Origin of the sequence: Polynucleobacter sp. AP-RePozz3-80-G7 (assembly GCF_018882145.1) — a bacterium.
Lineage (GTDB): Bacteria > Pseudomonadota > Gammaproteobacteria > Burkholderiales > Burkholderiaceae > Polynucleobacter.
This window is the reverse complement of the sequence record NZ_JACVPC010000005.1, coordinates 1-12,965: the sequence shown is the minus strand read 5'-3', so window position 1 is coordinate 12,965 and position 12,965 is coordinate 1. Positions and strand designations below refer to the sequence as shown.

Below are 12,965 nucleotides of genomic sequence, written 5' to 3'. Positions count from 1 at the left end.
TGTCGGGTTAAACGACAAAAAGTTGTCCTAGTTCAAGTTCCCATGGTTCCAGCACAAGTAACAAAGTGGAAAATAGGGCATCCCCTTTGTAACGGTATAAATTCCTATTCTTAGTGCAATTCTTAATTTGATGACGCTTTGTTTTGGTGCAGACGCTCTGTTTTGGTGATTATTTGAATTTGCACCAACATGAAACACCCTCTAATCAATGCAGGCAGTGGTTGTATGTGCCCAACTGATTAATTTACTCAAGAGGTGAGACATGAAGCGTAGATCAATTTTGAAGTTGTCAGCTTTGGCTGCGGCTTTGAGTTTTACAGGTTTAAGTCATTTGGCGATGGCTCAAAGCAAGGAGCCAATTAAGGTTGGTATTTTGCATTCACTATCCGGAACAATGGCAATCTCCGAAACATCACTTAAAGATATGGATTTGATGGTGATTGACCAGATTAATAAAAGCGGCGGCGTATTGGGTCGTAAATTAGAGCCAGTAGTAGTTGATCCAGCTTCCAATTGGCCATTATTTGCTGAAAAGGCTCGACAGCTTTTAACTAAAGATAAGGTTTCGGTTGTTTTTGGCTGCTGGACTTCCGTATCACGTAAATCTGTACTGCCAGTTTTTGAAGAGCTCAATGGCTTACTCTTTTACCCCGTGCAGTACGAAGGCGAAGAAATGTCTCGTAACGTTTTCTACACTGGCGCAGCGCCAAATCAACAGGCTATTCCAGCGGTTGAGTACTTGATGAGTAAAGAAGGTGGCGGGGCTAAGCGTTGGGTGCTTTTGGGTACTGACTATGTATATCCACGCACAACCAATAAGATCTTGCGTGCATTCTTGAAATCTAAAGGTGTTAAAGATGATGATATTCAAGAAACATACACACCATTTGGCCACTCAGACTATCAAACTATTGTTGCCAATATCAAGAAGTTCTCTCAAGGCGGCAAGACAGCAGTTGTTTCTACTATTAACGGCGACTCAAACGTTCCTTTCTATAAAGAATTGGGTAATGCAGGCTTGAAAGCGAAAGATGTTCCAGTAGTGGCATTCTCTGTTGGTGAAGAGGAATTGCGTGGCGTTGATACCAAGCCGTTGGTAGGTCAATTGGCTGCATGGAATTACTTCATGTCAGTTAAGAACCCAGTCAATGACGAGTGGAAAAAACAGTGGGCTGCTTACTCTGTAGAGAAAAAGTTGCCAGGGGCTAGCAAGCCTTTGACAGATGACCCAATGGAAGCTAGCCGTACCGGTATCTTGATGTGGAAAGCGGCTGTTGAGAAAGCGGGCACAACCGATGTTGATGCTGTTCGTAAGGCAATGATTGGTCAAAAACTTAACACTCCAAGTGGTTATCTTGAGGTGATGGGTGCTAATCACCATTTGTCTAAGCCGGTCATGATTGGTGAAATCAAGGCAGACGGACAATTCAACGTGATCTACAAAACTCCAACAGCTATTCCAGCTAAACCATGGAGCCAGTATATCGACGGTAATGCAGGCAAGCCTGATTCAGTACAGTAATTTTCAATAGAAATACCCTCCCTCAATTGGGGGAGGGTTTTCATAAACCATATGAAATTCCCGGTCTTTTCAAAACTAATTCTTTTTGTCGTTTGTTCATTGGCAAGTGGGATTACTTTTGCAAAAATTAATGCTCCAGATTTAAAACCTCTTTTTAGCGATAATTTTGATGCCAAGGTTAAGGTAGTCCAAAATTTATCTAAAGAGGGTGGTCCCGAGGCCTTGGAAGTTCTTCAGGCTCTCAGTGCAGAAAGCCTCTTCTTGTCACCCCAAGGTGTTGTAATTCAAAAGGGTGATCAATATATAGATCCGTTAACCGCACAAAACATGCCAGTGAAGTCCGATGAGCTGCAAGAGGTTGTACTCAACAATCAATTGCGCGGTAAAGTTGATAATGCTTTATTAGGTTTGCAGCTAGCTTCAGCAGATCCACAGATTCGCACTAAGGCCGTAGACGCTTTAATTAAAGATCCTGAGCCAGATACCTTCCCATTAGTTGAAAGCTTATTAGTTACTGAAAAGGATTCCGCTCTAAAGCCAAAAATAGAGAGGCTCTGGGCGCTTCTCGCTTTGCAATCTGATAATCAAGAATCAAAACTAAAGGCGATAGAACTCCTAGGCGATAGTGGCGATCCACAGGTTGCAGCTTTACTGGCTCCTCTTGCCAAAGAAGGTGGGCCAGTACAAGAGGCAGCTGAAAAGGCGCTAGCTAAAATTAAGAAATCTGAGTTCAGTGGCGAAATTTTGGGTAATGTGATTGCTGGTTTTAGTTACGGCAGCATTCTCTTGCTCTGCGCACTAGGCTTGGCAATTACTTATGGCTTGATTGGTGTTATCAATATGGCGCATGGCGAGTTCCTCATGGTAGGAGCTTATGCAACCTATGTTGTTCAGGGATTCTTCAGGCAATATGCGCCTGGCTATTTAGATTGGTATTTGTTATTTGCTTTACCAGTAGCATTTTTAGCCGCAGCATTGGTGGGCATCTTGATTGAAAGAACGGTCATTAAATTTTTATATGGTCGTCCACTAGAGACTTTATTGGCAACTTTTGGCGTCAGTCTTTTGATGATTCAGATGACTAGAACAATATTTGGTGCGCAAAACGTAGAAGTGGCTAATCCAACATGGATGTCTGGTGCCATGCAGGTACTACCTAACTTGGTTGTGCCCTATAACCGGATCATTATTTTTGCTTTTGCGATTGCGGTAGTAATCGTGACTTGGCTAGTATTAAACAAAACTCGTCTAGGGCTTTTCGTCAGGGCGGTTACTCAAAACCGGACTATGGCTGCATGCGTGGGTGTCAAAACAGTGCGCGTGGATATGTATGCCTTTGCATTTGGCGCAGGCATTGCCGGTCTTGGTGGTGTAGCCCTCTCACAGATTGGTAACGTAGGTCCCGATCTTGGTCAAAGCTATATTGTTGATTCCTTCATGGTGGTGGTACTCGGTGGAGTAGGTCAGCTTGCAGGCACTATTTATGGTGCATTTGGACTTGGTATCACCAGTAAATTATTAGAGCCATTTATTGGCGCCGTATTGGCCAAGATTGCTATCTTAGTGTTCATTATTATTTTTATCCAAAGACGTCCTCAAGGCCTCTTCGCACTGAAAGGCAGGAGCGTTGATTAATATGGATATTAGAAAGCTTGCTCCTTCATCTAGCTTTAGTTTGGCAATTCCTGAGCGTGAATCCATACTCAGCAAGCGTGCCTATATTGCCTTAGCAGCATTGACACTGTGCGTATTAATTGGTGTGCCAATATTTTCTTTGCTGGTTCCCGAGACTAGTATGTTCTTCATGTCTGCTTATGCGCTTAGTTTAATTGGCAAGATTATGTGCTTTGCAATTGCGGCCTTAGCGCTTGATTTGGTTTGGGGTTATTGCGGAATATTGAGTTTGGGGCATGGATTGTTCTTTGCTATTGGCGGTTACATCATGGGCATGTATCTCATGCGCCAGATAGGAACTGAAGGTGTATACAAAAGCGAATTACCTGACTTCATGGTTTTCTTAGACTGGAAAGAGTTACCTTGGTTTTGGAAAGGGAGCGATCATTTCTGGTGGATGCTTTTGATGTTGATTCTGGTTCCTGGAGCGATTTCTTGGGTGTTTGGATACTTTGCTTTTCGCTCCAGAATTAAAGGGGTTTACTTCTCCATCATTACCCAAGCCTTAACATATGCCGCTATGCTTCTTTTCTTTAGGAATGAAACGGGCTTTGGTGGCAACAATGGTTTCACGGACTTTAAGCGGATATTGGGTTACTCCATAAGCGCGCCAAGTACTCGCGTCACACTTTTCATTGTTACCTTCTTAGTCCTGTTGGGCAGTTTTATTCTTTGCCGAGCCCTGGTGACCTCAAAAATGGGAAGGGTGATTACAGCGGTACGGGATGCAGAATCTCGTTTGATGTTTTGTGGGTACAACCCCTTAGGTTACAAACTCTTTATTTGGGTTCTATCTGCCATCCTATGCGCCATTGCTGGAGCTTTATTCGTTCCGCAGGTGGGCATCATTAATCCTGGAGAGATGTCTCCAACAAACTCGATTGAGATGGCGATCTGGGTAGCAGTAGGTGGCCGCGGCACCTTGCTAGGTCCAATTATTGGCGCATTTGCGGTGAGCGGGGCTAAGAGTTTTTTTACCACTAACTTTGCAGAATATTGGCTGTTTTTCTTAGGAATGATGTTTGTATTGGTGACCTTGTTTCTACCGAATGGATTGCTGGGTATCTATCACAAATTCGTTGTTAAGAAGGGTGGGTCAAAATGACAGCTCACTTTCTTGAGAAGGGAATCGATACTTCTCATACTGGAATCCTCTATGTGGATGATCTATCGGTAAATTTTGATGGCTTTCAGGCCATTAATAAATTGTCATTAACGATTGATGTCGGCGAACTGCGCTGTGTGATTGGGCCCAATGGCGCTGGTAAGACAACCTTAATGGATGTCATTACTGGTAAAACTCGCTCTAACATTGCCGATATTGATGGCTCTGTCTATTTAGGTTCGACCATTGATCTGATGACTATGAACGAGCCACAAATTGCTCAGATTGGGGTGGGTCGAAAATTCCAAAAGCCCACGGTATTTGAGCAACATCCGGTTTGGGAGAATCTTGAATTGGCGATGGCTGGAGATAAATCATGGCATCACTCCTTGATTGCTAAAGTGGATATTAAAGGACGCCAACTAATGGAGGCTGTGCTGGCCCTGACTCAGCTTGAATCAGAGGCTTATCGTCAAGCCGGCCTTCTATCGCATGGTCAAAAGCAGCGCTTAGAGATTGGTATGCTTTTAATGCAGCAGCCCAAGCTGTTATTGCTTGATGAGCCCGTTGCAGGGATGACAGATGAGGAAACGATGCGCTTGGCTGAGCTTTTAAATTCATTACGTGGTCAGTGCTCGATGATGGTAGTTGAGCATGATATGGAATTTGTTGCTGCTTTAGCTGGCCCAAAAGGTAAGGTTACTGTATTGGCTGAAGGTTCAGTTCTAGCTGAAGGCACTTTGGATGAAGTGAAGCGTGATGAACGCGTAATTGAATCGTATTTAGGGCGTTAATCATGCTAATCGTCAAAGATCTAAATCAATATTATGGCGGAAGCCATATTTTGCGTAATGTGAACTTTGAAGTCCCCAAGGGTCAACTAACTAGTTTGCTTGGGCGAAATGGTGTTGGTAAAACTACTTTGCTCAAATCTCTCATGGGTGTAGTAAAAGTAAAGACTGGCTCGATTGCTTGGGATGGAAAAGAATTGGCTAATCTACCCCCATGGTCTCGGGTAGAGGGTGGATTTGCTTATGTTCCACAAGGCCGAGAAATTTTTCCAAGACTCACAGTCGAAGAAAACCTGCTTATTGGGGCGGCAAAATTCTCAAGCCCAAAAAATATCCCTGGATATATCTACGAGCTATTTCCAATTTTGTCGGACATGAAGGCGCGTCGGGGTGGCGATTTATCAGGCGGCCAACAGCAACAGTTGGCGATTGGGCGTGCATTAATGTCTCAGCCAGAGTTGATTATTTTGGATGAGCCTACCGAGGGTATTCAGCCATCGATTATTCAGGATATTGGGCGCTGTCTTCGTAAATTAGTCGATGAGATGGGCATCACTGTTTTATTGGTAGAGCAGTATTACGATTTTGCAAAAGAGCTATCAGATAACTATATTGTGATGCGCCGCGGTGAAGTCGTCGCGCAAGGCAAAGGTGCTGATATGGATCTCAATGGTGTTCAGGAGATGATTTCGGTTTAAAGTGGATACTCATTCCACTTAGATGGCTTACCCATATGTTTTTGGCTCCAGACAACGCAGTAAAAAAGCTATTTAGGTCTCTAAGTCCTAGTTGGCTGGCCAAACTGAGCCTATCTTATGAGCTCACCTCCATTGGTACTGTCCTTAAGAAAAGTTTGCATGAGGGGCCACTGCGAGTTCAAAAAGCTTTATATCCCGAAGGTGATGATATTTGCCACACGGTCATCATTCACCCGCCAGCAGGTATCGCAGGCGGAGATACCTTAGATATCCAGGTTGCTGTTGGCAAGGGTAGTCATGTGGTTCTATCTACTCCAAGTGCCACTAAATGGTACAAATCATTTAAAAATCCTGCTACTCAAAATATTCAATTTGAGCTGGATGAGAATGCCAAATTAGACTGGCTGCCTCAAGAGAATCTTTTTTTCAGAGGCGCAAACTCTAACGTTATTACCAAGCTAAGCCTTTCATCGAATGCTTCATTTATTGGTTGGGACGCTCTGATGTTAGGACGCCATGCCTCTGGCGAGGAATGGTCTAGTGGCCACATTCATATGCTCAATGAAATAAGGCGTGATGGAAAGTTAATTTGGATCGAGAACGGGCATGTAGATGCCGAAGATCAATACTTCAGATCTTTGCCTCAACTAGGGTCTTGGCCTGTATCCCTAACCTTATGGGCCATAGGACCAAGTTGCTCGGCTAATTTAGTTGAAATCTTTGCTGAGATGATGCCTTGGACTGATTCATTACGGGCTGGAGTGACGTTGATGCCACAAGGCGTCCTGTTGGTAAGAGCAGTCTCAAATGATATGGAGATTGCTAGAAATTTTATGATTGATGTTTGGTCCAAATTAAGACCAATAGTTCATGGTGTACCAGCTCAGCCATTACGGCTTTGGGCTTCTTAAGATTGTTAAAGGTGAGATATGGAATTAACTCCACGCGAAAAAGATAAATTACTAATATTCACAGCGGCACTCTTAGCGGAGCGAAGAAAGGCTCGAGGTCTCAAGTTGAACTATCCGGAATCAGTCGCTTTAATTAGCGCTGCGATTATGGAGGGTGCGCGTGATGGCAAAACGGTCGCACAACTGATGCACGAAGGTCAAACCATACTAGGACGTGAGGATGTCATGGAAGGGGTACCGGAAATGATTCCAGATATTCAGATTGAGGCAACATTCCCTGATGGAACAAAATTAGTCACAGTTCATAACCCGATTGTTTAGGAGCAATACAAATGAGTCTTCATATAAAAAAAATATTGTTAGCATTTGCTGGATTGATCGGAGTTTTATCTTCAAGTTTGGTTTATGCCCACCCAGGACATGAAACTTCGGTTAGTTTTCTATCGGGTCTGATGCATCCATTTAGTGGCTTTGATCATTTTTTAGTCATTGTGCTCGTAGGATTTTGGAGTGCTTTCATGCTGAAAAAAATCTGGTTTGGGCCTTGTGTTTTTATATTAGGCATGTGTCTTGGGGTATTTGCTGGTCTAAGTAATTTACCCCTTAATATCTTTGAATTTGGGATCGCTACTTCTGTAATTGCAATGGGATTATTGTTGCTTGTACAACGCGAATACTCCAATAATGCAATCCTTTCATTAGTTGGCTGTTTTGGAGTATTTCATGGGTTTGCCCACGCTGCATTATTTTCAAATGGATCCCTTGGAGCCTCCTTGGTAGCACAAGATATGGCCGGCTTGATTTTGGCGACAGGGATCTTGCATTTATCAGGCGCTCTATTGGTCAGGCTCCTTAGGGACAAGACAGCGATCTTTGCAAGAGTGACTGGGTTTGCTAGTGTGATATATGGCTGGGTATTAATCAGTCAACTTTCCTTTGCGCTGCTTGGTGGAGCTTCGACATGAGTACACCATCAAGTGCAAATAGCCAACGCTTTATTCCGGGGCAGATGTTTGTAGAGCCTGGGGATATTGAATTGAATGTTGGCCGAAAAACACTTTCAATTGAAGTCTCTAATAGCGGCGATCGTCCTATTCAAATCGGTTCCCATTTTCACTTCTTTGAAGTAAATGATGCCCTGTTATTTGATCGCGATAAAACAAAGGGTATGCGATTAAATATTGTTGCAGGTACTGCTGTGCGTTTTGAGCCAGGCCAAAAGCGCACTATTGAGCTTGTGGAGGTGGCTGGTGAGAAGAAGATTTATGGCTTTGCTGGCCGCGTTATGGGGAGTCTCTAATGGCTAAGATTGGTCGTCAAGCCTATGCTGAAATGTTTGGTCCTACTGTAGGTGATCGTTTAAGACTGGCGGATACCGGCCTCATGATTGAGGTTGAGAAGGACCTCACTATCTATGGCGAAGAAGTCAAATTTGGCGGCGGTAAAGTCATTCGTGATGGTATGGGCCAAAGTCAACGCGAGTCAAAAGATTGTGCTGATACCGTTATTACCAATGCGGTAATCATTGATCACTGGGGCATTGTCAAAGCCGATATCTCTATTAAAAATGGCAGAATATCCAATATTGGTAAGGCCGGTAACCCAGATATTCAACCTGGAATTACTTCTGTCATTGGTCCTGGTACCGAAATTATTGCGGGCGAAGGAATGATAGTGACAGCGGGTGGTATTGATACTCATATCCACTTTATTTGTCCGCAGCAAATTGAAGAGGCCCTAATGTCTGGAGTGACTACCATGATTGGTGGTGGCACGGGCCCAGCAACTGGTACTTTTGCAACTACTTGCACGCCTGGTCCTTGGCATATTCAAAGAATGTTGCAATCCATCGATGCATATCCTATGAATATTGGCCTATTAGGTAAAGGCAATGCTAGCTTGCCAACTGGATTACGAGAGCAAGTTGATGCAGGCGCAATTGGATTGAAGTTGCATGAAGACTGGGGGACTACGCCAGCAGCAATTGATTGTTGTTTGGGTGTTGCTGATGAAACCGATACTCAGGTGGCAATTCATACCGACACTTTAAATGAGTCTGGATTTGTAGAGACAACCTTAGCTGCATTTAAGGGGCGCACTATTCATACTTATCACACCGAGGGCGCAGGAGGTGGTCATGCCCCTGACATTATTCGTGCATGTGGCGAGTCAAATGTATTGCCATCCTCAACTAACCCCACCAGACCATTTACGGTAAATACATTAGATGAGCATTTGGACATGCTGATGGTGTGCCATCATCTTGATGCATCTATTGCTGAAGATATTGCCTTTGCAGAATCGCGCATTCGTCGTGAAACAATCGCTGCTGAGGATATCTTGCATGACTTAGGTGCCTTCTCGATGCTTTCATCAGATTCTCAAGCGATGGGTCGTGTGGGTGAGGTAATTATTCGTACCTGGCAAACTGCTGACAAGATGAAAGTACAGCGTGGTTTGCTTCCGGGTGATACAAATCGTCACGATAACTTCCGAGTCAAGCGTTACATCTCTAAGTACACCATTAATCCTGCCATTACCCATGGCATTTCTCATGTTGTTGGGTCTATTGAGGTCGGTAAGTATGCGGATTTAGTATTTTGGAAGCCTGCCTTTTTCGGCGTAAAGCCTTCATTAATATTAAAGGGTGGGTCTATTGCGGCAGCGGCTATGGGCGATCCAAACGCATCTATTCCAACGCCGCAGCCCGTTCATTACCGAAATATGTTTGCGGGCATTGGCCAAGGGATACGTCATAGCTCGTTAACTTTCATTTCTCAATCGGCTATGAATGCCAATATTCGCGATGCTTATGGATTAGAGAAGCAAGTTGAGGTGGTAAAGAATTGTCGATCTATCACCAAGGCAGATATGGTCCATAACGATTGGCAGCCAAATATCTCCGTAGATCCAGAAACCTACCAAGTGATAGCAAATGGCGAACTATTAACTTGTGAGCCAGCAAAAGTATTACCAATGGCTCAACGATATTTCTTGTTCTAGGGAAAGCAATGTTAGAACCTATCCGAATTGAGAAGATTATCCCCAAAGGACAAGGCTTAGCCAAAGCAGTCTTGGCTAGAGCGCTCGAACTAAAGTTGCCATTTGAGGTGCGTAACAAAAGCCGCTTTTCAGAAAAACTTTCTGATGGTCGCGAGGCGCACTTTTTCTTGCCAAGAGGAAATGTATTAGTAAGCGATGATATTTTGATTGCAGATGATGGATCCATGATTCGAATCTCCGCGGCGGATCAAGAGGTAATAACAATTGCCTCTACCGACGCACATCAGCTGATGAGGGCGGCTTACCACTTAGGTAATCGACATATTCCCGTTCAGGTGGGCTTGGGATTCTTGAGGATTGAGCCTGACTCAGTGTTAGAGGGCATGATTCATCAATTGGGGTTGGAGTCTAAGCATGAATTTGCCCCGTTTGAGCCTGAAACAGGTGCGTATGGAGGTGGACATCGCCATAGTCATGCTGAGACATTTGATAGTGACTATGCCTTAGCTCAAAAAGTGTACGCCGAACATGAGAAGCCACATGTTCATGGGCCTGGATGCTCTCACCATCATCACGGCGATCATGATCATTCACATGAGCATTGATCTAAACGAAATCACTGCATTGATGCAGTTGGCATCACCAGCATTGCCAATCGGTGGATATAGCTATTCTCAGGGCTTAGAAGCTGCCATTGATTCTGGCTTGGTAAACGATGCTCCAACTGCAGAAGCATGGATAAAAGATGTATTTTTAGGCGTCTTTGTCAGATCTGAAGCCCCACTTTGGCTTCTCAGTTATGAGGCATGGGCAAAAAAAGATATTGATTCCGCCCAAAGTCTGAACGACTATTTCTTAGCCAGTCGCGAAACCTCAGAGCTCAGATCAGAAGCTGAGCAGATGGGTTGGTCTTTATTGCAAATTGCTCAGTCTTTGGGTTGGGGTAGCGAATACCTTACTAAATTATCTGCAATCAAACCTTTGTCATTATTGACGGCCCATAGCTATGCCTGTTTTCATCTAAATATACAGTCAAAGAATGGGCTTGCAGCTTATGCATTCTCATGGATAGAAAACCAAGTAGCAGCTTCTTTAAAAGCTATACCGCTGGGTCAAGTAGCAGGGCAGCATGCCCTAACAAAGCTTCGCTTGCTTGTTCCTGAAATGGTTGAGCAGGCTGAACAAAGAGCCAAATCTGGTTTATCGATGGTTGACAATTTTGCACCGATGTTGGCTATCCTTTCTTCCAGACACGAGACTCAGTATTCCCGATTATTCCGTTCATAGAAATAAGAAATGATGAGAACTAAAAAAAATCCCCCTTTGAGAGTTGGTATTGGTGGCCCTGTAGGTTCAGGCAAGACAACTTTGCTCGAGATGCTTTGTAAAGCAATGCGTGATCAGTATGACTTGGTAGTGATTACCAACGACATATACACTAAAGAAGACCAGCGCTTACTTACTGTTGCCGGTGCATTGAATCCAGAGCGAATTATGGGGGTTGAGACAGGCGGTTGCCCGCATACCGCCATTAGAGAAGACGCCTCTATCAATTTAGAAGCTGTTGATCGTATGCAACGGCAGTATCCAGATGTAGATATTATTTTTATTGAGTCTGGTGGTGATAATTTGGCGGCAACTTTCAGCCCAGAGCTTTCTGACCTGACGATTTATGTGATTGATGTAGCTGGAGGGGAAAAGATTCCTCGTAAAGGTGGCCCAGGAATTACACGTTCTGATTTATTGGTAATCAATAAGACCGATCTTGCTCCTTATGTTGGAGCTTCCTTACCCATCATGGAGTCAGACGCTAAAAAGATGCGTGGTGATCGACCATTTATTATGGGTAGTGTGAAGTCAGGCGATGGGCTTAAAGGAATTATTGAGTTTATTGAGAAGAAGGGACTGCTAAAGAATTAGGTTTTATGAGTTTATTTTTTCAATGTACGACCCTCTTACTTCTAACTATTTTTATCGCATCGCCAGCTAGTGCTCATGGAATTGCTGGCAATAGATACTTTCCACCTACTATCGTTGTAGATGATCCATATGCTGCTAATGAGGCTCATGGCGTAGTCGGTAGAACCCCGAATATTGGTGCTGGAAATTCGAATACCACCTCGGGAAATGTGGCACTAGTAGGCGCCGGCATAGAACCTTTTGATGGCTTTGGTATTGCGATAGATGGTGTGTATCGACAACCCAATGGCAATCTAACGCCGCAGGCTAATGGATTTGATAATCTCTATTACACGGTAAAGAAAGAATTAGAAATTAACGCCGAGCATGAGTTTGCGGTAACTATCGGTATGACGGGGCAGGCATCACGCACCGGCGGAAAGGGTTCGGATGCTTACAGCACCTATGCCCCGACAATTTACTATGCAAAGGGATTTGGGGATTTGCCCAATTCAATGGCGTTACTTAAACCATTTGCATTAACAGGAATACTGGGCTATCAAATACCTACCGAGCAAACTCAAGCAAAAGTATTTAATTGGGGCTTTACTGCTCAATATAGTTTTTTATATTTGAACCGTTATGTCCGCTCAACTGGCTGGAATGATTTTTTTAATAGATTGGTTGCTGTAGTTGAATTTCCTATGCAAACATGCCTTACTACTCGTTGTGCTGGACAAATTACTGGATCAGTAAATCCTGGTGTGGTCTGGGTAGGGGAGCATTTCAACTTATCTGCTGAGGTGGTATTTCCGGTAAACAGTCAATCAGGTGTATCAAATGGAATCCTTTTCCAGATTCATAAGTACCTTGGTAAAGAATAGCTCGATCAATCATTATTGCTTTAAGTGCTGCTTATTGTTATGCGAAGTCCTAGCTGATTACTTGATCAAAAATGCGAAGATTAAAACTTTTTTATAGTAGTTAATTCATTTCATCCTGAGGCGCTAAGAATCAAAATAAACCCACTCGAGGATGGCCACCCAGATATAAAATGTCGGTTAACCCGACAACACAAGTGTCGCGTTTCGAGACGCCCATAGTCCAATCTGTCATCTAGCGCCCACCATCCCCACTCGAAACGTCTATTAAGTTCCGCATTGCTCCTAACAGTTGTCACATTTCACCAACCTAGAAAGACAAAACCCCCACTATTGCTAGTGAGGGTTTCTTGATACTGGTGGGTCGGGCGAGATTCGAACTCGCGACCAACGGATTAAAAGTCCGTACAAGACATTGATCTAAGCAACTGAATAAACTAAGAAATCACCTTTTTAGTGGTGAATAAATGCGTTTATCTCG

At 43.8% G+C, this 12,965-nt stretch carries 14 protein-coding genes; all 14 read left to right on the top strand.

The genetic code is table 11. The features are described 5' to 3' along the window. Positions 1–262: 262 nt before the first annotated feature. From urtA to ICE90_RS09415, 14 genes are read left to right on the top strand one after another with little or no spacing between them, the layout of a single operon-like run. A complete protein-coding gene (urtA, locus tag ICE90_RS09480) occupies positions 263–1,522 on the top strand; it encodes an urea ABC transporter substrate-binding protein (RefSeq protein WP_076024347.1) in 1,260 nt (419 codons plus the stop codon). Positions 1,523–1,573: 51 nt separating this feature from the next. Then, complete coding sequence (gene urtB / locus ICE90_RS09475; protein ID WP_216192207.1) at positions 1,574–3,157, top strand: urea ABC transporter permease subunit UrtB; 1,584 nt, start codon at positions 1,574–1,576, stop codon at positions 3,155–3,157. Between the two features lies 1 nt (position 3,158). Then, complete coding sequence (gene urtC, locus ICE90_RS09470) at positions 3,159–4,301, top strand: urea ABC transporter permease subunit UrtC (protein ID WP_216192205.1); 1,143 nt, start codon at positions 3,159–3,161, stop codon at positions 4,299–4,301. Next, on the top strand, positions 4,298–5,095 hold the full coding sequence (urtD, locus tag ICE90_RS09465; protein WP_216192203.1) for an urea ABC transporter ATP-binding protein UrtD: 798 nt from the start codon (positions 4,298–4,300) through the stop codon (positions 5,093–5,095). The genes urtC and urtD overlap by 4 nt, the downstream gene beginning before the upstream one ends. A gap of 2 nt (positions 5,096–5,097) precedes the next feature. Beyond that, positions 5,098–5,790 carry an urea ABC transporter ATP-binding subunit UrtE gene (gene urtE / locus ICE90_RS09460; RefSeq protein WP_216192201.1) on the top strand — a complete coding sequence of 231 codons (693 nt, stop codon included), beginning with the start codon at positions 5,098–5,100 and terminating at the stop codon, positions 5,788–5,790. A 35-nt stretch (positions 5,791–5,825) separates the two neighbouring features. Beyond that, the gene (locus tag ICE90_RS09455; RefSeq protein WP_216863872.1) at positions 5,826–6,701 is read left to right on the top strand and encodes an urease accessory protein UreD; all 876 of its coding nucleotides are present in this window, start codon (positions 5,826–5,828) and stop codon (positions 6,699–6,701) included. Positions 6,702–6,719: 18 nt separating this feature from the next. Beyond that, positions 6,720–7,022: an urease subunit gamma gene (locus ICE90_RS09450; protein ID WP_071539400.1), complete on the top strand. Its 303-nt coding sequence runs from the start codon at positions 6,720–6,722 to the stop codon at positions 7,020–7,022. Positions 7,023–7,033: 11 nt separating this feature from the next. Beyond that, positions 7,034–7,666, top strand: a complete 633-nt coding sequence (locus ICE90_RS09445; RefSeq protein ID WP_216192199.1) for a HupE/UreJ family protein — start codon at positions 7,034–7,036, stop codon at positions 7,664–7,666. Further along, positions 7,663–8,001 carry an urease subunit beta gene (locus ICE90_RS09440; protein WP_076024341.1) on the top strand — a complete coding sequence of 113 codons (339 nt, stop codon included), beginning with the start codon at positions 7,663–7,665 and terminating at the stop codon, positions 7,999–8,001. Before ICE90_RS09445 ends, ICE90_RS09440 begins: the two co-directional genes overlap by 4 nt. Beyond that, positions 8,001–9,704 carry an urease subunit alpha gene (gene ureC, locus ICE90_RS09435; RefSeq protein WP_216192197.1) on the top strand — a complete coding sequence of 568 codons (1,704 nt, stop codon included), beginning with the start codon at positions 8,001–8,003 and terminating at the stop codon, positions 9,702–9,704. Before ICE90_RS09440 ends, ureC begins: the two co-directional genes overlap by 1 nt. An 8-nt stretch (positions 9,705–9,712) precedes the next feature. Then, positions 9,713–10,309 (top strand): urease accessory protein UreE, encoded by a 597-nt coding sequence (gene ureE / locus ICE90_RS09430; RefSeq protein WP_216192196.1) that lies wholly within the window; start codon positions 9,713–9,715, stop codon positions 10,307–10,309. Next, the gene (locus ICE90_RS09425) at positions 10,299–10,991 is read left to right on the top strand and encodes an urease accessory protein UreF (RefSeq protein WP_215363940.1); all 693 of its coding nucleotides are present in this window, start codon (positions 10,299–10,301) and stop codon (positions 10,989–10,991) included. Before ureE ends, ICE90_RS09425 begins: the two co-directional genes overlap by 11 nt. A 9-nt stretch (positions 10,992–11,000) precedes the next feature. Then, a complete protein-coding gene (gene ureG / locus ICE90_RS09420) occupies positions 11,001–11,624 on the top strand; it encodes an urease accessory protein UreG (RefSeq protein ID WP_216192194.1) in 624 nt (207 codons plus the stop codon). A 5-nt stretch (positions 11,625–11,629) separates the two neighbouring features. Further along, positions 11,630–12,487, top strand: coding sequence for a hypothetical protein (locus ICE90_RS09415; protein ID WP_216192193.1), 858 nt, complete (start codon positions 11,630–11,632; stop codon positions 12,485–12,487). The last annotated feature ends 478 nt before the right edge of the window (positions 12,488–12,965 follow it).

What these genes read in the sequence shown, in the direction of transcription:
- ICE90_RS09445 (WP_216192199.1), top strand. Translation starts at nt 7,034, where the DNA reads ATGAGTCTTCATATAAAAAAAATATTGTTAGCATTTGCTGGATTGATC.
- ICE90_RS09415 (WP_216192193.1), top strand. Translation starts at nt 11,630, where the DNA reads ATGAGTTTATTTTTTCAATGTACGACCCTCTTACTTCTAACTATTTTT.
- ureC (WP_216192197.1), top strand. Translation starts at nt 8,001, where the DNA reads ATGGCTAAGATTGGTCGTCAAGCCTATGCTGAAATGTTTGGTCCTACT.
- urtA (WP_076024347.1), top strand. Translation starts at nt 263, where the DNA reads ATGAAGCGTAGATCAATTTTGAAGTTGTCAGCTTTGGCTGCGGCTTTG.
- ureE (WP_216192196.1), top strand. Translation starts at nt 9,713, where the DNA reads ATGTTAGAACCTATCCGAATTGAGAAGATTATCCCCAAAGGACAAGGC.
- urtE (WP_216192201.1), top strand. Translation starts at nt 5,098, where the DNA reads ATGCTAATCGTCAAAGATCTAAATCAATATTATGGCGGAAGCCATATT.
- ICE90_RS09425 (WP_215363940.1), top strand. Translation starts at nt 10,299, where the DNA reads ATGAGCATTGATCTAAACGAAATCACTGCATTGATGCAGTTGGCATCA.
- urtD (WP_216192203.1), top strand. Translation starts at nt 4,298, where the DNA reads ATGACAGCTCACTTTCTTGAGAAGGGAATCGATACTTCTCATACTGGA.
- urtC (WP_216192205.1), top strand. Translation starts at nt 3,159, where the DNA reads ATGGATATTAGAAAGCTTGCTCCTTCATCTAGCTTTAGTTTGGCAATT.
- ICE90_RS09440 (WP_076024341.1), top strand. Translation starts at nt 7,663, where the DNA reads ATGAGTACACCATCAAGTGCAAATAGCCAACGCTTTATTCCGGGGCAG.
- ICE90_RS09450 (WP_071539400.1), top strand. Translation starts at nt 6,720, where the DNA reads ATGGAATTAACTCCACGCGAAAAAGATAAATTACTAATATTCACAGCG.
- urtB (WP_216192207.1), top strand. Translation starts at nt 1,574, where the DNA reads ATGAAATTCCCGGTCTTTTCAAAACTAATTCTTTTTGTCGTTTGTTCA.
- ureG (WP_216192194.1), top strand. Translation starts at nt 11,001, where the DNA reads ATGATGAGAACTAAAAAAAATCCCCCTTTGAGAGTTGGTATTGGTGGC.
- ICE90_RS09455 (WP_216863872.1), top strand. Translation starts at nt 5,826, where the DNA reads ATGTTTTTGGCTCCAGACAACGCAGTAAAAAAGCTATTTAGGTCTCTA.